The 19,334-nt window shown below is 62.9% G+C and carries 16 protein-coding genes; 15 read left to right on the top strand and 1 reads right to left on the bottom strand.

Annotated features, from left to right (window positions below; genetic code table 11):
* Positions 1 to 273: 273 nt before the first annotated feature.
* From carA to OKW37_RS17815, 4 genes are all read left to right on the top strand, one after another.
* Complete coding sequence (carA, locus tag OKW37_RS17830) at positions 274 to 1,428, top strand: glutamine-hydrolyzing carbamoyl-phosphate synthase small subunit (protein WP_429404957.1); 1,155 nt, start codon at positions 274 to 276, stop codon at positions 1,426 to 1,428.
* A gap of 158 nt (positions 1,429 to 1,586) precedes the next feature.
* A complete protein-coding gene (gene carB, locus OKW37_RS17825) occupies positions 1,587 to 4,841 on the top strand; it encodes a carbamoyl-phosphate synthase large subunit (RefSeq protein WP_429404959.1) in 3,255 nt (1,084 codons plus the stop codon).
* A gap of 153 nt (positions 4,842 to 4,994) precedes the next feature.
* Positions 4,995 to 5,471 (top strand): transcription elongation factor GreA, encoded by a 477-nt coding sequence (greA, locus tag OKW37_RS17820; RefSeq protein ID WP_026225947.1) that lies wholly within the window; start codon positions 4,995 to 4,997, stop codon positions 5,469 to 5,471.
* Between the two features lie 20 nt (positions 5,472 to 5,491).
* Positions 5,492 to 6,001, top strand: coding sequence for a DUF4149 domain-containing protein (locus tag OKW37_RS17815; protein WP_026225946.1), 510 nt, complete (start codon positions 5,492 to 5,494; stop codon positions 5,999 to 6,001).
* 201 nt (positions 6,002 to 6,202) lie between these two features.
* Here the strand turns inward: OKW37_RS17815 and OKW37_RS17810 are convergent, their stop codons facing one another.
* The gene (locus tag OKW37_RS17810; protein ID WP_429355889.1) at positions 6,203 to 6,730 is read right to left on the bottom strand and encodes a YhbY family RNA-binding protein; all 528 of its coding nucleotides are present in this window, start codon (positions 6,728 to 6,730) and stop codon (positions 6,203 to 6,205) included.
* 197 nt (positions 6,731 to 6,927) lie between these two features.
* On the opposite strand from OKW37_RS17810, the gene OKW37_RS17805 reads away from it, so the two are divergent.
* The 11 genes from OKW37_RS17805 to phoR all read left to right on the top strand — a co-directional run bounded on the left by OKW37_RS17805 (position 6,928) and on the right by phoR (position 19,272).
* Positions 6,928 to 7,590 carry an RlmE family RNA methyltransferase gene (locus tag OKW37_RS17805; RefSeq protein WP_184028328.1) on the top strand — a complete coding sequence of 221 codons (663 nt, stop codon included), beginning with the start codon at positions 6,928 to 6,930 and terminating at the stop codon, positions 7,588 to 7,590.
* Positions 7,591 to 7,780: 190 nt separating this feature from the next.
* A complete protein-coding gene (gene ftsH / locus OKW37_RS17800) occupies positions 7,781 to 9,670 on the top strand; it encodes an ATP-dependent zinc metalloprotease FtsH (protein WP_018421239.1) in 1,890 nt (629 codons plus the stop codon).
* 83 nt (positions 9,671 to 9,753) lie between these two features.
* Positions 9,754 to 10,653: a dihydropteroate synthase gene (gene folP, locus OKW37_RS17795; protein ID WP_409259409.1), complete on the top strand. Its 900-nt coding sequence runs from the start codon at positions 9,754 to 9,756 to the stop codon at positions 10,651 to 10,653.
* A 29-nt stretch (positions 10,654 to 10,682) separates the two neighbouring features.
* Positions 10,683 to 12,041, top strand: a complete 1,359-nt coding sequence (gene glmM / locus OKW37_RS17790; protein ID WP_184061441.1) for a phosphoglucosamine mutase — start codon at positions 10,683 to 10,685, stop codon at positions 12,039 to 12,041.
* Positions 12,042 to 12,460: 419 nt separating this feature from the next.
* On the top strand, positions 12,461 to 13,492 hold the full coding sequence (pstS, locus tag OKW37_RS17785) for a phosphate ABC transporter substrate-binding protein PstS (protein ID WP_184061442.1): 1,032 nt from the start codon (positions 12,461 to 12,463) through the stop codon (positions 13,490 to 13,492).
* 160 nt (positions 13,493 to 13,652) lie between these two features.
* Positions 13,653 to 14,654 (top strand): phosphate ABC transporter permease PstC, encoded by a 1,002-nt coding sequence (pstC, locus tag OKW37_RS17780; RefSeq protein WP_429404962.1) that lies wholly within the window; start codon positions 13,653 to 13,655, stop codon positions 14,652 to 14,654.
* A complete protein-coding gene (gene pstA / locus OKW37_RS17775) occupies positions 14,651 to 15,547 on the top strand; it encodes a phosphate ABC transporter permease PstA (RefSeq protein WP_090801102.1) in 897 nt (298 codons plus the stop codon). Before pstC ends, pstA begins: the two co-directional genes overlap by 4 nt.
* A 16-nt stretch (positions 15,548 to 15,563) precedes the next feature.
* A complete protein-coding gene (pstB, locus tag OKW37_RS17770) occupies positions 15,564 to 16,412 on the top strand; it encodes a phosphate ABC transporter ATP-binding protein PstB (protein WP_184061444.1) in 849 nt (282 codons plus the stop codon).
* Positions 16,413 to 16,440: 28 nt separating this feature from the next.
* Positions 16,441 to 17,145 (top strand): phosphate signaling complex protein PhoU, encoded by a 705-nt coding sequence (gene phoU / locus OKW37_RS17765; protein ID WP_027198295.1) that lies wholly within the window; start codon positions 16,441 to 16,443, stop codon positions 17,143 to 17,145.
* A 26-nt stretch (positions 17,146 to 17,171) separates the two neighbouring features.
* Positions 17,172 to 17,873, top strand: a complete 702-nt coding sequence (gene phoB, locus OKW37_RS17760; RefSeq protein ID WP_008922879.1) for a phosphate regulon transcriptional regulator PhoB — start codon at positions 17,172 to 17,174, stop codon at positions 17,871 to 17,873.
* 85 nt (positions 17,874 to 17,958) lie between these two features.
* A complete protein-coding gene (gene phoR, locus OKW37_RS17755) occupies positions 17,959 to 19,272 on the top strand; it encodes a phosphate regulon sensor histidine kinase PhoR (protein ID WP_429355885.1) in 1,314 nt (437 codons plus the stop codon).
* Positions 19,273 to 19,334: the final 62 nt, after the last annotated feature.

Here is a 19,334-nt window from a genome sequence, read left to right as displayed (position 1 = left end):
AACAGTGCATTCAGGCTATAATTTCAAGGTTTGAGCTTATCCACCCGCACCCTAGCGCCTACCTCCCCCATACCGTTCATCCGCCGCGCGCCATTGTCGTAGCAAGAAGGGCTCCACACCCAGCCGAGTCGTCCACACAATGGACCCATCGCGCCCCTTGCAGCGTCACCGGCAGCTCGCGAGCGAGTCTGCGCGCGCATCCACGATGTGTTTCGCTGCGGCTTGCAATTGGATAGACAGGTGGCAACAGGGTGTTCCCCCAAGGAGTCTCCCGTGTTGCCGTCATTTTCTCCCGCTCTACTCGCGCTCGCCGACGGCACGGTCTTTCGTGGTTATTCGATCGGCGCCCCCGGGCATACCATCGGTGAAGTCGTGTTCAACACTGCCATCACCGGCTATCAGGAAATCCTGACTGACCCGAGCTACGCGCGCCAGATCGTGACCCTCACGTACCCGCATATCGGCAACGTCGGCGTGAACGCCGAAGACGTCGAAGCGACGAAAGTCCATGCCGCCGGCCTGATCATCCGTGATCTGCCGGTTCTCGCTTCGAACTTCCGCATGGAGGGCACGCTCCCGCAATATCTGCAGGACGAAGGCGTGGTCGCCATCGCCGGCATCGACACTCGCAAGCTGACCCGCCTCCTGCGCGACAAGGGCGCGCAAAACGGCGCGATCCTCGCTGGTTCCGAGGACGAAGCGAAGGCCATCGAACTCGCGCGCTCGTTCCCGGGTCTCGCCGGCATGGACCTCGCGAAGGTCGTGTCGACCCAGGAAACCTACGAGTGGACCAAAACCGAATGGCGTCTGGGCACGGGCTACGGCGAGCAGAAAGCGCCGACGTACCGCGTGGTCGCATTCGACTACGGCGTCAAGCAGAACATCCTGCGCATGCTGGCCGAGCGCGGCTGCCATGTCACCGTGCTACCGGCGCAAGCGAGCGCCGCTGACGCGCTCGAGCTCAACCCCGACGGCGTGTTCCTGTCGAACGGCCCGGGCGACCCTGAGCCGTGCGACTACGCGATCGCGGCGACCAGGGAGTTCATCGAGCGCGGCATTCCGACCTTCGGCATCTGCCTGGGCCACCAGATCATGGGCCTCGCGGTCGGCGCGAAGACGATGAAGATGAAGACCGGCCATCACGGCGCGAACCATCCGGTCAAGGATCTCGAAGACGGCCGCGTGGTGATCACGTCGCAGAACCATGGTTTCGCGGTCGATGCCGACACGCTGCCCGCCAACGCGCGCGTGACCCACGTGTCGCTGTTCGACGGCACGCTGCAGGGCTTCGCGCTGACCGACAAGCCGGCGTTCTGCTTCCAGGGCCACCCGGAAGCATCGCCCGGTCCGAACGACATCGCGTACCTGTTCGACCGCTTCACCGCGTTGATGGACGCGCACAAGAACGGCAAGAGCGCAGCGGCTTGAAGTAGTACAGGCCGGCCGCAGGGGCCAGCCGGAAACGGCTCGCGGCGGCCGCCGCAGCCCGCGGCGCTACGCGGCGGGCATGCCGCGAAACAGCGCGCGCAACGTGAAAACGGCGCGCGCCGACGGAAAGAATTCAGGAATACATTAGCGAGAGCGTTATGCCCAAGCGGACAGACATCAAGAGCATCCTCATCATCGGCGCGGGTCCGATCATCATCGGTCAGGCGTGCGAGTTCGATTATTCGGGCGCGCAGGCATGCAAGGCGCTGCGTGAGGAAGGCTACAAGGTCATTCTCGTCAACAGCAATCCGGCGACGATCATGACCGACCCGAACACGGCCGACGTGACCTATATCGAGCCGATCACGTGGGAAGTGGTCGAGCGCATCATCGCGAAGGAGCGCCCGGACGCGATCCTGCCGACGATGGGCGGCCAGACCGCGCTGAACTGCGCGCTCGACCTGCACGCGCACGGCGTGCTGGCGAAGTACGAGGTCGAGCTGATCGGCGCATCGCCGGAAGCGATCGACAAAGCGGAAGACCGCCAGAAGTTCAAGGACGCGATGACCAAGATCGGCCTCGGTTCGGCCAAGTCGGGCACCGCGCATTCGATGGAAGAAGCGCTGCAGGTGCAGGCGAAGATCGCCGCGGAAACTGGCAGCGGCGGCTATCCGGTCGTGATCCGTCCGTCGTTCACGCTGGGCGGCTCGGGCGGCGGCATCGCGTACAACCGCGACGAGTTCGAAGAGATCTGCAAGCGTGGGCTCGACCTGTCGCCGACGCGCGAACTGCTGATCGAAGAGTCGCTGCTCGGCTGGAAAGAGTACGAGATGGAAGTGGTCCGCGACAAGGCGGATAACTGCATCATCGTCTGCTCGATCGAAAACCTCGACCCGATGGGCATCCACACCGGCGACTCGATCACGGTCGCACCGGCGCAGACGCTGACCGACAAGGAATACCAGATCCTCCGTAACGCGTCGCTCGCGGTGCTGCGCGAGATCGGCGTCGACACGGGCGGCTCGAACGTGCAGTTCTCGATCAATCCGGAAGACGGCCGGATGATCGTGATCGAAATGAACCCGCGCGTGTCGCGTTCGTCGGCGCTGGCGTCGAAGGCAACCGGCTTCCCGATCGCGAAGGTGGCGGCGAAGCTGGCGGTCGGCTACACGCTGGATGAACTCAGGAACGAAATCACCGGCGGCCAGACCCCGGCCTCGTTCGAACCGACGATCGACTACGTCGTCACGAAGATCCCGCGTTTCGCGTTCGAGAAATTCCGTGAAGCCGATTCGCGCCTGACCACGCAGATGAAGTCGGTCGGCGAAGTGATGGCGATTGGCCGCACGTTCCAGGAGTCGTTCCAGAAGGCGCTGCGCGGCCTCGAAGTCGGCGTCGACGGTCTCGATGAAAAGACCGCCAATCGCGATGAGATCATCCGCGAGATCGGCGAAGCTGGTCCGGATCGCATCTGGTATGTTGGCGACGCGTTCCGTGTGGGCATGAGCGCGCAAGAGATCTTCGAGGAAACCGCGATCGACCCGTGGTTCCTCGCGCAGATCGAACAGATCGTGCTGAAGGAAAAGGCGCTGGCAGGCCGCGCGCTGGCGAGCCTGACGAAGGAGGAGCTGAAGTATCTGAAACAGAGCGGCTTCTCGGATCGTCGTCTGGCCAAGCTGCTCGGCGCGAAGCCGGCGGACGTGCGCGCGCGTCGTATCGAGTTGAACGTGCGTCCGGTGTATAAGCGCGTCGACACCTGCGCGGCCGAGTTCGCAACCAGGACCGCGTACATGTACTCGACGTACGAGGAAGAGTGCGAAGCGAATCCGACCAGCAACAGGAAGATCATGGTGCTGGGCGGCGGCCCGAACCGGATCGGCCAGGGTATCGAGTTCGACTACTGCTGCGTGCATGCCGCGCTCGCGATGCGCGAGGACGGCTATGAAACGATCATGGTCAACTGCAACCCCGAAACCGTGTCGACCGACTACGACACCTCCGACCGTCTGTACTTCGAATCGCTGACGCTCGAAGACGTGCTCGAAATCGTCGACAAGGAAAAGCCCGTCGGCGTGATCGTGCAGTACGGCGGCCAGACGCCGCTGAAGCTCGCGCTCGACCTCGAGGCGAACGGTGTGCCGATCATCGGTACGTCGCCGGACATGATCGACGCGGCCGAAGACCGCGAGCGCTTCCAGAAGCTGCTGCAGGACCTCGGTCTGCGCCAGCCGCCGAACCGCACCGCGCGCGCCGAAGACGAAGCACTGAAGCTCGCCGACGAAATCGGCTATCCGCTCGTCGTGCGTCCGTCGTACGTGCTGGGCGGCCGCGCGATGGAAATCGTCCACGAGCCGCGAGATCTCGAGCGCTATATGCGTGAGGCGGTGAAGGTGTCGAACGACTCGCCGGTGCTGCTCGACCGCTTCCTGAACGACGCGATCGAATGCGACGTGGATTGCATTTCCGATGGCGATGCCGTGTTCATCGGCGGCGTGATGGAGCACATCGAACAGGCGGGCGTGCACTCGGGCGACTCGGCCTGCTCGCTGCCGCCGTATTCGCTATCGAGGGCGACCATCGCCGAACTGAAGCGCCAGACCGCTGCGATGGCGAAGGCGCTGAACGTGGTCGGCCTGATGAACGTGCAGTTCGCGATCCAGCAGGTACCGCAGGCTGACGGCTCGAAGGACGACATCATCTACGTGCTCGAAGTGAACCCGCGCGCGTCGCGCACGGTGCCGTACGTGTCGAAGGCGACCAGCCTGCCGCTCGCGAAGATCGCAGCGCGCGCGATGGTCGGCCAGAAGCTCGCCGCGCAAGGCGTGACGAAGGAAGTCGAGCCGCCGTACTTCAGCGTGAAGGAAGCGGTGTTCCCGTTCGTCAAGTTCCCGGCGGTCGACCCGGTGCTCGGACCTGAAATGCGTTCGACCGGCGAAGTGATGGGCGTCGGCCAGACGTTCGGCGAGGCTCTGTTCAAGTCACAGCTCGCGGCGGGTTCGCGTCTGCCCGAATCGGGCACGGTGCTGCTGACCGTGATGGACGCCGACAAACCGAAGGCAGTCGAAGTCGCGCGCATGCTGCACGAGCTCGGCTACCCGATCGTCGCGACCAAGGGCACGGCTGCCGCGATCGAAGCGGCCGGCGTGCCAGTCAAGGTCGTCAACAAGGTGAAGGACGGCCGTCCGCACATCGTCGACATGATCAAGAACGGCGAGATCGCGCTCGTTTTCACGACCGTCGACGAAACGCGCGCGGCGATCGCCGATTCGCGTTCGATCCGCATGAGCGCGCAGGCGAACAAGGTCACCTACTACACGACGATGTCGGGCGCACGCGCGGCGGTGGAGGGTCTTCGTTATCTGAAGAACCTGGAAGTCTATGATTTACAAGGACTCCATGCTCGCCTAAACTAAGGCTTCGACTAGCTGTCCAAGATGTAAGTGCCGCGGTTAAGCGGCGTTCCGCAGGTGCTGCGGCCCGGGTTTGTCCACGGGCGGCGGCTTTCGCGGAATGCACTTAACCGCGGTGATTTTTTTTATGGCCGTTTTTTGCCTCCAGAGTTGTTTATGAGCACTATTCCATTGACGAAGCGCGGCGCAGACATGCTGCGCGATGAATTGCAGCGCCTGAAATCGGTTGAACGTCCGGCCGTGATCAACTCGATCGCGGAAGCGCGCGCCCAGGGCGATCTGTCGGAAAACGCGGAATACGACGCTGCGAAGGAAAAGCAGGGCTTCATCGAAGGCCGTATCGCCGAAATCGAGTCAAAGCTCGCGGGCGCGCAGGTGATCGATCCGTCGCAAGTGGAAGCGGACGGCCGCGTGGTGTTCGGCGCGACGCTCGAGCTCGAAGACCTCGAGTCGGGCGCGTCGGTCAAATACCAGATCGTCGGCGACGACGAAGCGGACATCGACCACGGCCTGATCTCGATCAGCTCGCCGATCGCGCGTGCGCTGATCGGCAAGTCGGAAGGCGACGTCGCGTCGGTGCAAGCGCCGGGCGGCGTGCGCGAATACGAAATCATCGCGGTCAGCTACATCTGAGGGTGGCGCCGGTGTCTTTGATGCCGCATCGTTTTTTCCGCCTGTTGACGGTGGTGTGGGTCGGTAGTCTGTTGACTATCGGCTATGCGGTTGCGCCCGTGCTGTTCACGACGCTCGACCGGATGACGGCGGGCGCCGTCGCCGCGCAGCTGTTTCGTATTCAGGGTGTGATTGGCGTCGTGTGCGGCATTTTGCTGCTCGGTCTCGCCAATTTGCTCGTGCGGCGCGGGAGTGGCGCATATCGCCGCTTGCGCTGGCTGCTCGCCGGTATGCTCGTATGCGTGCTGGTTGGCTATTTCGCGTTGCAGCCGTTCATGAACGCGATGCGCGTGGCGGCGCTCGAGGCGGGCAGCGACATCGGGCATTCCGTTTATGCGACGCGCTTCGGCATCCTGCATGGCGTGTCCAGTCTGTTCTACCTGATCGAGAGCCTGCTAGGGGTTGCGCTCGTTTGGCTGCTGCCGGCGCCTGTTGGTGCCGCGGCCGAGGAAGAGGGCGCGCGCGGCGTCACGGGCAAGGTGGCGGGCTGAAGCTCGCGGGTGGCTGATGGTGTGACGGTGCGCGTGCCATGGCCGCCGGGTCGATGCCGATGCCCGCGATGAACCTCACGTTGCGACGAATCGTCGCGATTCCGGTGTCCAACTACGGTTCATTCGCGCTGCTTCGGGCCTCGCGCTCAAGGCCGCCAATGCGCAGTGCGGAGTCGGTCCGCACCTTGGGCGCGTGTTCTCTTACTTCGACTGATGCGAACGCTTTGCGCTGGTTTGACGCTTCTTCGCGCGCTTGATGTTGCCGCCCTGCGTCACGCGTTCATTGCCGCGCACCAGCACCGCTTTCGCTCGCGGCTTGCGCATCGGCACGTCGGTCGGCTTGGCGACCTTGACGATGCGGGGTGCGCGTCCCTTGGCCGGCCGGGTTTCTTCGGCTGCCGCTTCGCGGGCGCTCGGCAACGCGCCGCGCTTCGCTTTTGCCGCCGGCTGTGCCGATTCTGGCTTCCAGATCACGAGCAGCTTGCCGATATGCTGGATCGGTGCAGCGTTCAGCGCGTCGCAGATTTCTTCGTAGATAGCGATGCGCTCCTCGCGCTCCTCGCCGAACACGCGAATTTTGATCAGTTGATGCGCGGCGAGGTGCACCTTGATTTCGGCGAGCACAGCGTCGGTCAAGCCTTCGGCGCCGACGAGCACGACCGGTTTGAGCGCATGTGCCTGGGAGCGCAACTCGGCGCGTTGGTCGGAAGAGACTTTGAGGGCTGGCATGGAAAGTGGAAGACTCGACTAAAATGGCGGCTCCTGCGTTTTCGTCCGATCGCCGAGCGATTCGGGCGACTCGATTCAGCAGGGCGCGCGTCAGAACAACAGAATCGCGGATCGCCGCCAGTCTGGCGGGGGCCGCGCGAATTAACCGCGTATTATCCCCTAAAGCGCGACCCGACGCAGCAATAGTTAAATCTTTAATGGCAAAAAACAAGTTCAATACCGCGTGGCTGCACGACCACATCAACGATCCGTACGTCAAAATGGCGCAGCGGGAAGGTTATCGCGCCCGCGCGGCCTACAAACTCAAGGAAATCGACGAGCAGGACAAGCTGATCCGTCCCGGGCAGGTGATCGTCGATCTCGGTTCCTCGCCGGGCAGCTGGAGCCAGTACGTGCGCAACAAGCTCGCGGGCGGCTCGCAGCGCAACGCGGAGCGCGAAGGTGGCATCGACGGCACGATCATCGCTTTGGACATTCTGCCGATGGAGCCGGTGGCCGACGTGCACTTCATCCAGGGCGATTTCCGCGAAGACTCGGTGCTGGTCCAGCTCGAAGAATTGGTCGGTGCGCGCCAGGTAGACCTTGTAATTTCGGATATGGCGCCCAACCTGTCGGGCGTGGCGATCGCGGATGCGGCGCGGATCGAGCATTTATGCGATCTCGCGCTCGAATTCGCGCAAAATCACCTGAAGCCGGATGGTGCCCTTTTAGTCAAATGCTTTCATGGCAGCGGATATAGTCAGATTGTCGAAAAGTTCAAACGCCAATTCAAGGTGGTGGCGGCCCGCAAGCCGAAGGCGTCGCGGGATAAATCGTCAGAAACATTTATTTTGGGTAAGCATCTGAAGCGTCCCGCATAGGGATGCGGCGAGCCGGTTCCATCTCTGCCAATAATTAGCCCGATGCGTCCGGAGACGGGCGTCAAGCCGGCCCGCTACCCTATTTCCGTGGTGGTGAAACCTTATGGCAGGGGTCTGCGGACTGGATTAGAATGCTTTCGTGGTGCCGCAAGGCAAATGTAGGCGCCCGTCTAAGTGAAGGAGTGGTGCTTTGAACAACAATATGTTTTCGAAAGCAGCAGTGTGGCTGGTGATCGCACTGGTGCTGTTTACGGTGTTCAAGCAGTTCGACAAGCCCCGTGTCCAGGAAGGCGTTTCCTATTCGCAGTTCATGGACGACGCGAAGAACGGCAAAGTCAAGAACGTCATTGTCCAGGGGCGGAACCTCACGGTCACTCCAGCAGACGGCCAGAAGTACCAGATCGTGTCGCCCGGCGACATCTGGATGGTCGGCGATCTGATGAAGTATGGCGTACAGGTGAGCGGCAAGGCTGACGACGAACCCAATGCACTGATGTCCGTGCTGTATTACCTCGGACCGACGATCCTGATCATCGGTTTCTGGTTTTACATGATGCGACAGATGCAGGGAGGCGGCAAAGGCGGGGCCTTCTCGTTTGGCAAGTCGCGCGCGCGGCTGATCGACGAGAACAACAACGCAATCAATTTCACCGACGTCGCCGGTTGCGACGAAGCCAAGGAAGAAGTGTCGGAACTCGTCGACTTCCTGCGCGATCCGCAGAAATTCCAGAAGCTCGGTGGTCGTATTCCGCGCGGCGTGCTGCTCGTTGGCCCGCCGGGAACCGGTAAGACGCTGCTCGCGCGCGCCATCGCCGGCGAGGCGAAGGTGCCGTTCTTCAGCATTTCAGGTTCAGATTTCGTGGAAATGTTCGTCGGCGTCGGCGCGGCCCGCGTGCGCGACATGTTCGAGCAGGCCAAGAAGCACGCGCCGTGTATCGTGTTCATCGACGAAATCGACGCGGTCGGCCGTCATCGAGGCGCCGGCATGGGCGGCGGTAACGACGAGCGCGAACAGACGCTGAACCAGATGCTCGTCGAAATGGACGGCTTCGAGGCGAACTCGGGCGTCATCGTCATCGCCGCGACGAACCGTTCGGATGTGCTCGACAAGGCGCTGTTGCGTCCGGGCCGTTTCGACCGTCAGGTGTACGTGGGTCTGCCCGATATTCGCGGCCGCGAGCACATCATGAAGGTGCACCTGCGCAAGGTGCCGATCTCGAACGACGTCGATGCGGCAGTGATCGCGCGCGGCACGCCGGGTTTCTCGGGCGCAGATCTCGCAAACCTCGTCAACGAAGCGGCACTGTTCGCGGCGCGCCGCGGCAAGCGCATCGTCGAAATGACGGACTTCGAGGACGCGAAGGACAAGATCTTCATGGGTCCAGAGCGCAAGTCGGCTGTGATCCGCGAAGAATCGAAGCGTGCTACCGCGTATCACGAATCAGGTCATGCGGTGATCGCGAAGCTGTTGCCGAAGGCCGATCCGGTGCACAAGGTCACGATCATTCCGCGCGGCCGTGCGCTGGGCGTCACATGGCAGTTGCCGGAGCATGACAACGAAACGTACTCGAAGGAATATCTGCTCGACCGTCTTGCCATCCTGTTCGGTGGCCGCGTCGCGGAAGAGCTGTTCCTGAACCTGATCAGCACCGGTGCGTCGGACGACTTCAACAAGGCGACGCAGACGGCTCGCGCAATGGTTGCCCGCTTCGGCATGACGGATGCGCTCGGACCGATGGTCTATGTCGATGACGAGAACGACGCTTCGCCGTTCGGCCGAGGCTTCACGCGGACCATTTCGGAAGCGACGCAACAGAAGGTCGACGCGGAAATCCGTCATGTGCTGGACGAGCAGTACAATCTCGCACGGCGCCTGCTCGAAGAGAACCGCGACAAGGTCGAAGCGATGACCGCCGCACTGATGGAGTGGGAGACGATCGACGCCGATCAGATCAACGACATCATGGCAGGCCGTCCGCCGCGTTCGCCGAAGAGCTCGCCGCCGTCGGCAAGCGACGCCTCGTCGGGCGGCAGCCCGGGCACCGAAGTCAAGCCGGGCAGCGCAACCGCGCCGGCCTGATCGGCAGCCAGTAGAAAGTGCGGGCCGGTGTGCTACACACCGGCCCGTTTTGCATTTATCCGTTCCAAGTGAAGCATTGCTACGTGTCGAAAGTCGATTCTTCTTCCGTACCCCTTCCAGAGCCGCTGCAGTGTGGCCGCTTCAAGCTGACGTTCGAACGCCCGTTGGTCATGGGCATCCTGAACGTCACTCCCGATTCCTTTTCCGATGGCGGCAAGTTCGCGACGCGCGGCGATGCGCTGCGCCAGGCCGAGCGCATGATGCTCGAGGGCGCGGACATCATCGATATCGGCGGGGAATCGACGCGTCCTGGCGCGCCGCCGGTGCCGCTCGACGAAGAGCTGGAGCGCGTGTTGCCGCTCGTCGAGCAACTGCGTGGCGCGAACGTGCCATTGTCGGTTGATACGTACAAGCCGGAAGTGATGCGTCATGCGTTGAACGCGGGCGCCGACCTGATCAACGACATCTGGGGCTTCCGCATGCCCGGCGCGATCGACGCGGTGCGCGACAGCGACTGCGGCCTTTGTGTCATGCATATGCTAGGTGAGCCGCAGACCATGCAGCTGGGCGAGCCGCACTATGACGACGTCGTCGGCGAAGTGCGCCACTTCCTCGAGGAGCGTGTCGCGACGTTGCAGCAGGCGGGGATTGCGCGCGAGCGTATCAGCGTCGATCCGGGTTTCGGCTTCGGCAAGGTCGTCGTCGAGCATAACTACGCGCTGCTCGCGCATCTGCGCGACACGGCTCCGCGCGCCGCTTCGCCGTATCCGATTCTTGCGGGCATGTCGCGCAAGTCGATGGTTGGCGCGGTGACGGGGCGGCCGGCGCCGGAGCGCGTGGCCGGCAGCATCGCCGCGGCGGTGTGCGCGGCCGAACGGGGCGCCGCGATTCTGCGCGTACACGACGTCGCGCAAACAGTCGATGCATTGAAAGTATGGGCAACCCTGCGCGACGCGGACAAGCAGAGCCGCGCGCACGGTTGAACCCGCAGCCACGGACAGGGAGAACAAACATGGCACGTCGTTACTTCGGAACGGACGGCATTCGAGGCAAGGTCGGCGAAGGCCCGATTACGCCGGAATTCGTGTTGCGGCTCGGCTATGCGGCCGGCAAGGTGCTCGCGGGCGCCGATCAATGGGCGAAAACAGGCACCCGTCCGACCGTGCTGATCGGCAAGGACACGCGGGTGTCGGGCTACATGCTCGAAGCCGCGCTCGAATCGGGCTTTTCGGCCGCCGGCGTCGACGTGATGCTGGCCGGCCCGATGCCGACACCCGGCATCGCCTATCTGACGCGCGCACTGCGGCTTGCCGCGGGTGTCGTGATCAGCGCATCGCACAACCCGTACTACGACAACGGCATCAAGTTCTTCTCGGCCGACGGCAACAAGCTGCCGGACGACGTCGAGGCGCAGATCGAGGAGCAGCTCGAACTGCCGCTCGCGTGCGCGGCCTCCGAGCAACTGGGCAAAGCGCGCCGTCTCGATGACGCAGGTGGCCGCTACATCGAGTTCTGCAAGAGCACGTTCCCGGCCGCGTACGACCTGCGCGGCATGAAGCTCGTCGTCGATTGCGCGCATGGCGCCGCGTACGACGTCGCGCCGCACGTGTTCCATGAGCTCGGCGCGGAAGTGATCCCGATCGGCGTCTCGCCGAACGGCTTCAATATCAACGACGGCGTCGGCGCGACCGCGCCGGATGCGCTGGTTCGCGCGGTGCGCGCGAACCACGCGGACCTCGGTATCGCGCTCGATGGCGACGCCGACCGTCTGCAGGTCGTCGACGAGTCTGGCCGCCTTTTCAACGGCGACGAGCTGTTGTACGTGCTGGTCAAGGACCGTATCGCGACCGCCGGCCACGTGGAAGGAGCGGTCGGCACGCTGATGACCAACATGGCCGTGGAGGTCGCGCTGCAGAATGCCGGCGTCAAGTTCGTGCGCGCCGCGGTCGGCGACCGCTATGTGCTCGAACAGCTTCGTGAGCACGGCTGGCAGCTCGGCGCCGAAGGTTCGGGCCACATTCTGTCACTTGATCGCCATTCGACCGGCGACGGCATCGTGTCCGCTCTGCTCGTGCTGGCGGCGATGCAGCGCAGCGGCAAATCGCTCACGGATCTGCTCGACGGTGTCACCCTGTTTCCGCAGAAGCTGATCAACGTGCGCATGAAGCCCGGCTCGGACTGGAAGGGCAGCGAGACGATCCGCAGTGCGATCAAGGTGGCCGAAGGCGCGCTCGACGGCCGCGGCCGCGTGCTGATCCGCGCGTCGGGCACCGAGCCGGTACTGCGCGTGATGGTGGAGGCGCAGAACGTCGCGGACGCGCTCGAGCATTCTGAAGCGATTGCCGAAGCCGTGCGGGTAGCGACGGCCTGATCGATTCCCGAGTCGACGGCGGGCGGTGGCGACCGCTTGCCGCCTGGCTGAGCGTCGCAAGCAGAAGATTCAGCGGGCTCCATAAACTGGGCGGCCGGGCTTTCACACCCAACGAAGGCTCATTCCTTACCCCATCGAATCCACTCCGCAGCCGCAAAAAGGACGGCACATCCCGCACAAAAACGTCCTCCGCGCGCAGCGCAAACGTTCGCGCCCCATCTTTTTTGTCTACCTCGAAAAATGCGATGCAACGGGCATCGGCACAGCGGTAATTCGGCGGCTTCGGCACCTTTCACGGGGTAATATTACTGTCACATCTGATTCATTATCAGTCACGTTTTTGTCATAAAGAGACCCTAAGCTTCGCGGTGTTCGAGTTTCACGCTCACACCACACGCTCACACCCACTTGGAGGTCTCATGAAATTGATGCAAACCGTGTTCGCTGGCGTCGCTGGCGCGCTCTTCGCAATCGCAGCGCAAGCCGCAGACATCACCGGCGCGGGCAGCACGTTCGCGGCACCGATTTACACGAAGTGGGCCGACGCTTATCAGAAGACTGGCGGCGGCAAGGTTAACTACCAAGGCATCGGTTCGTCGGGCGGCATCAAGCAGATCGAGGCGAAGACCGTCGATTTCGCAGGGTCGGACGCTCCGCTGAAGGACGACGAACTCGCGAAGGCAGGCCTCTTCCAGTTCCCGACGGTGGTCGGCGGCGTGGTGCCGGCAGTCAACGTGCCGGGCGTCAAGCCGGGCGAACTGGTGCTGTCGGGTGAAGTGCTCGGTGACATCTACCTGGGCAAGATCAAGAAGTGGAACGACCCGGCAATCGTCGCGCTGAACCCGAAGGTCAAGCTGCCGGATCTGGACATCGCCGTGGTGCGCCGCGCCGACGGTTCGGGCACCAGCTTCATCTGGACGAACTACCTGTCGAAGGTCAACCCGGAATGGAAGACGAAGGTCGGTGAAGGTGCGACGGTCAACTGGCCGACCGGCACGGGCGGCAAGGGCAACGACGGCGTCGCGGCTTTCGTGCAGCGTCTGCCGGGCGCGATCGGTTACGTCGAATGGGCGTACGCCAAGCAGAACCACATGAACTACGTCGCGATGAAGAACGAATCCGGCGCGGTGGTTCAGCCGGAGACCGACACGTTCAAGGCAGCGGCGGCTGGCGCCGACTGGTCGAAGTCGTTCTATCAGATCCTGACGAACGAGCCGGGCAAGAACGCATGGCCGATCGTCGGCGCGACGTTCGTGCTGCTGCACACGACGCAGGACAAGGCACCGCAAGGCTCGGAAACGCTGAAGTTCTTCGACTGGGCGTTCAAGAACGGCGGCCAGGCTGCGAACGATCTGGACTACATCTCGCTGCCGCAGTCGGTCGTCTCGGAAATCCGCACGCAGTGGAAGCAGAAGGTCAAGGATTCGGCAGGCAAGACGCTCGCCGAGTAACAGGCGTAAGCTGGCGCGGTCGATCTGGGCCGCGCCCTGTAGCACCCCGGCCGTCCTCGTGCGAGGACGGCCTGTGACTTTCACGCGGCATGCGCCGCATGCATCACCGACCGCCCGACATGTGTCGTCCGGCAACTGGAAACAGGTCCCTCAGGCTCTCATGTCCGATATTCATTTAGCGTCCGGCACGAGCCGGGCCACTCCGCCTGGCCGCGCGTCGCAGCAAAAAGCGCCTGGCCGCTCGGGCGATGTGATCTTCGGCGGCCTCGCACGCCTTTCCGCCATCGTCACGCTGCTGCTGCTCGGCGGCATCATCGTGTCGCTGATCGTCGCCTCGATGCCGTCGATTCGCGAGTTCGGTCTCGCGTTCCTGTGGACAGCGGTGTGGGATCCACCCAGCAACCAATTCGGCGCGCTCGTGCCGATCTACGGCACTCTCGCGACGTCGATCATCGCTCTGCTCATCGCGGTGCCCGTCAGCTTCGGTATCGCGCTGTTTCTGACCGAACTGTCGCCCGCGTGGCTGCGCCGGCCGCTCGGCATCGCGATCGAGCTGCTCGCCGCGATTCCGTCGATCGTGTACGGCATGTGGGGTCTGCTCGTGTTCGCGCCGATCTTCGCGGTGTGGTTCCAGAAGCCGCTAGGCGCGGTGCTCGGCGGCATTCCGATCGTCGGCGCGCTGTTCGCCGGTCCGCCGATCGGCATCGGCATTCTGTGCGCGGGGGTGATCCTTGCGATCATGATCATCCCGTACATCGCAGCGGTGATGCGCGACGTGTTCGAAGTAACGCCGGTGCTGCTGAAGGAATCGGCGTACGGTATCGGCTGCACGACGTGGGAAGTGATGTGGAAGATCGTGCTGCCGTTCACCAAGAGCGGTGTGATCGGCGGCATCATGCTCGGCCTCGGCCGCGCGCTGGGTGAGACGATGGCGGTCACGTTCGTCATCGGCAACACCAACCTGCTCGACAATATTTCGCTGTTTTCGCCGGGCAACAGCATTACGTCCGCGCTCGCCAACGAGTTCGCGGAAGCGGAGCCGGGCCTGCATACGTCGGCGCTGATGGAGCTCGGCCTGATCCTGTTCGTGATTACATTCATCGTGCTGGCGATTTCGAAAATCATGCTGCTGCGTCTCGAGAAAGGGGAGGGCGCGAAATGAGCGGGCCGTCCCTGAACATGCCGGGTCTGAAGGACGCCGCGACGCTCGAAACGATGCGCGTGCGTCTGCAAGGGCGCCGTCGCATGACCAACGCGCTTGCGCTGACGCTGTCGCTCGCGGCGATGGCGTTCGGCCTGCTGTGGCTCGTGTGGATTCTCTATACGACGCTGCGTCTCGGTATCGGTGGTCTGTCGGTCGAGCTGTTCACGCAGTCGACGCCGCCGCCGAACACCGATGGCGGCGGTCTCGCCAACGCGATCGTCGGCAGCCTGTTGCTGGTCGGGCTCGCGACCTTCGTCGGCACGCCGATCGGCATCATGGCGGGCGTCTATCTCGCCGAATACGGCCAGAAAGGCTGGCTCGCGAACCTCACGCGCTTCATCAACGACATCCTGCTGTCGGCGCCGTCGATCGTCATCGGTCTGTTCGTCTACGCGCTCGTCGTCGTGAAGATGGGCCACTTTAGCGGCTGGGCCGGCGTGCTCTCGCTGGCGCTGCTGCAGATTCCGATCGTGATTCGCACGACCGAAAACATGCTGAAGCTCGTGCCGAATGCGATGCGTGAAGCCGCGTTCGCGCTCGGCACGCCGAAGTGGAAGATGGTGCTGTCGATCACGCTGAAGGCGTCGATCGCGGGCATCGTCACCGGTGTGCTGCTCGGTGTCGCGCGAATTGCCGGCGAAACCGCACCGCTGCTCTTCACCGCTTTGTCGAACCAGTTCTTCTCGGTCGATATGGGTCAGCCGGTCGCGAACCTGCCGGTCACGATCTACAAGTTTGCGATGAGCCCGTTCGCGCAGTGGCAATCGCTCGCGTGGGCCGGCGTCTTTCTGATCACGCTCGCGGTGCTGGGACTGAACGTCCTCGCGCGCACGATCTTCTCGAACAAGTAAGGGCGGAGTGAATCCGATGAACATGGCAGAAACCCAACTCAATCCGATCGGGCACGCAGCCGCGCCCGCGGGCTCCGACCCCGAACACAGCGCTCAAGCGCAAACCCCGTCGCGTCCGAAGATCGAGGTCAAGGACCTCAACTTCTTCTACGGCAAGTATCACGCGCTGAAGAACATCAATCTGCAGATTCCCGAAGGCAAGGTGACCGCGTTCATCGGCCCGTCGGGCTGCGGCAAGTCCACGCTGCTGCGTACCTTCAACAAGATGTACGCGCTCTATCCGGAGCAGCGCGCGGAAGGCGAGATCGTGATGGACGGCGAAAACCTGCTGACCATGCGCCAGGACATTTCGCTGCTGCGCGCGCGCATCGGCATGGTGTTCCAGAAGCCGACGCCGTTCCCGATGTCGATCTACGACAACATCGCTTTCGGCGTGAAGATGTTCGAGAAGCTGTCGCGCTCGGAAATGGACGACCGCGTCGAATGGGCGCTGACCAAGGCGGCGCTGTGGAACGAAGTGAAGGACAAGCTCGGCCAGAGCGGCTACGGTTTGTCGGGCGGCCAGCAGCAGCGTCTGTGCATCGCGCGCGGTATTGCAATTCGCCCCGAAGTGCTGCTGCTCGACGAGCCCTGCTCGGCGCTCGACCCGATTTCGACGGGCCGTATCGAAGAGCTGATCGCTGAACTCAAGAGCGACTACACGGTGGTGATCGTCACGCACAACATGCAGCAGGCGGCCCGCTGTTCGGACTACACTGCCTATATGTACCTCGGCGAACTGATCGAATTCGGCGACACCGAAAAGATCTTCATCAAGCCGGTCCGCAAGGAAACCGAGGACTACATCACTGGCCGCTTCGGCTAATCCGCCGGGCAATACAACGGAGTACGACATGTCCGATAAACATCTGTCCAGCCAGTTCGACGCAGACCTGAACCTCGTTTCGTCGAAGGTGCTAGAAATGGGCGGCCTCGTCGAATCGCAGATCGTCAACGCGATGCAGGCGCTCAACGAATTCGACCTCGACATCGCCGAGCAGGTGATCGTCGCCGAAGACCGTCTGAACAAGATGGAAGTCGAGATCGACGAAGAGTGCAGCAACATCATCGCGCGCCGTCAGCCGGCCGCGCGCGATCTGCGCCTGCTGATCGCGATCTCGAAGACCATCACGAACCTCGAGCGCGCCGGCGACGAAGCCGAAAAGATCGCGAAGCGCACCAAGCGTCTGATGGAAGACGGCGCATCGCGCACCATCAACATCGCCGAGATCAAGCTGTCGGGCGAAATGGCCGTGTCGATCCTGCGCCGTGCGCTGGACGCGTTCGCGCGTCTGGACACGGTCGCCGCCGCGCAGATCGTGCGCGACGACAAGGCGATCGACGAGGAATTCCGCGCGTTCGTGCGCAAGCTGATTTCGTATATGACCGAAGATCCGCGTTCGATCTCGGTGGGCCTCGACTTCCTGTTCATCGCCAAGGCAATCGAGCGGATCGGCGACCACGCGAAGAACATCGCGGAATTCATCATCTACATCGTCAAGGGTACCGACGTGCGGCACCAGTCGCGCGACGCGCTCGAACGCGAAGCGCTCAGCTAATCCAGAGATAAGGAACAGAGGTGCCGATGCCCAGCAGCATTCTCGTCATTGAAGATGAGCCCGCCATTTCCGAACTGATTTCGGTCAATCTTCAACACGCCGGGCACTGCCCGATTCGCGCGTACAACGCGGAGCAGGCGCACAACCTGATCAGCGACGTACTGCCCGATCTCGTGCTGCTCGACTGGATGTTGCCGGGTAAATCGGGTATTTCGTTCGCGCGCGATCTGCGCAACAACGAGCGTACGAAGCATATCCCGATCATCATGCTGACCGCGCGAGGCGACGAGCAGGACAAGGTGCTCGGCCTCGAGATCGGCGCCGACGACTACGTGACGAAGCCGTTCTCGCCGAAGGAACTGATGGCGCGCATCAAGGCGGTGCTGCGCCGCCGCGCGCCGCAGCTGACCGAAGACGTGGTCGCAATCAACGGCCTGAAGCTCGATCCGGCCACGCACCGCGTCGCCGCGCATGCGGAAGGCAGCGAGATCAAGCTCGATCTCGGCCCGACCGAATTCCGTCTGCTGCACTTCTTCATGACTCACCCGGAGCGCGTGCACAGCCGCACGCAACTGCTCGATCAGGTGTGGGGCGATCACGTGTTCGTCGAAGAGCGGACCGTCGACGTGCATATCAAGCGTCTGCGCGCGGCACTCAAGCCGGCCGGGTGCGATGCTATGATTGAAACGGTACGCGGCAGCGGTTACCGGCTGGCGAAGAGCGCCTGATAGCCGTCGGCGGCGCGCTGCATCGCATGGCGCTGTGCCGCCGTACCTCCCTCCTGCGCTGTATTTTCTCTTCGATCGCTAGACCATGAACATCATCTGGGCGCGCTCCATCGTGTCGGTCGTGCTGCTTGCTGTTCTGTGCGCGGTGGTCGGCGCACTGCTGAACGTCAAGGCAGGGCTCGCTCTCGCCATCGTCCTGCTGCTCGTACAGAGTGTCTTCAGTACCTTCCACAAGCAGCGTCTGTGGCGTCTGCTCGACGCGCCGGTGTACGGCGAAGTGCCGAGCGCCCCCGGCATCTGGGGCGAAATCTATTACCGTCTGCACAAGCTCGCGAAGCGCTGGCATGCCCAGGTGCGCCAGGTCGAGCAGCAGCATTCGCGTTTCATCCAGGCGATCCAGGCGTCGCCTAACGGTGTCGCGATGCTCGACGATCATGATCAGATCGAGTGGTGCAACGCGATTTCCGAAAGCCACTTTGGGCTCGATGCGAAGCGCGATCTGCGTCAGCACATCACGCATCTGGTGCGTCATCCGGATTTCGTGCGCTATCTGAATTCGCATCGGTACGAGGAAATGCTGATCATGCGCGGCATGGGCGACAAGCGCCAGAACGTGCTGTCGGTGCAGGTGTTTCCTTACGGCGACAATCGCAAGCTCGTGCTGTCGCAGGACATCACCGAGCTCGAGCGCACCGACGCGATGCGGCGTGACTTCGTCGCCAACGTGTCGCACGAATTGAAAACGCCGCTCACGGTGTTGTCCGGCTTTCTCGAGACGATGCGCGAGCTGCCGTTGGGCGAAGCCGAGCGCGCGCGTTATCTCGAACTGATGGAGCAGCAGGCGTCGCGCATGCGTCATATCGTCAGCGATCTGCTCGTGCTCGCGACGCTCGAAGGCGACAACAAGCCGCCGAGCGATCAGATGATCGACATGCGCGCGGTGTTGCGGCATCTGCATGACGACGCGCAGAGCCTGTCCAGTGATCATCACAAGATCGTCTTCGATGCCGACGAAGCGCTGACCGTCACCGGCGTCGAAACCGAGATTTTCAGCGCATTCGGCAATCTGGTGACGAACGCGATCCGCTACACGCCGGACGGCGGCTCGATCAAGGTCAACTGGCGTGCGCAGGGTGGCCATGCGGTGTTCTCGGTCACCGATAGCGGCTTCGGCATTCCGGCCGCCGATATCCCGCGGCTCACCGAGCGCTTCTATCGCGTCGATCGCAGCCGTTCGCGCGACACGGGCGGCACCGGGCTCGGTCTCGCGATCGTCAAGCACGTACTGCAACGGCACGATGCGCAACTCGACGTGAAGAGCGAAGAAGGGCGCGGCAGCACGTTCACGGTGCGCTTTCCGGTGTATCGGACGGCGCGCGTTCAAACCGCACAGGTTTGAACGCGGCAGTCGTACGACTGGTCGACGCATAAAAAAACCGCCTGAAAAAGGCGGTTTTTTAT

Source organism: Paraburkholderia sp. MM5482-R2, from assembly GCF_050436125.1.
Classification (GTDB): domain Bacteria; phylum Pseudomonadota; class Gammaproteobacteria; order Burkholderiales; family Burkholderiaceae; genus Paraburkholderia; species Paraburkholderia tuberum.
This window is presented reverse-complemented; position numbering and strand designations above follow the sequence as displayed.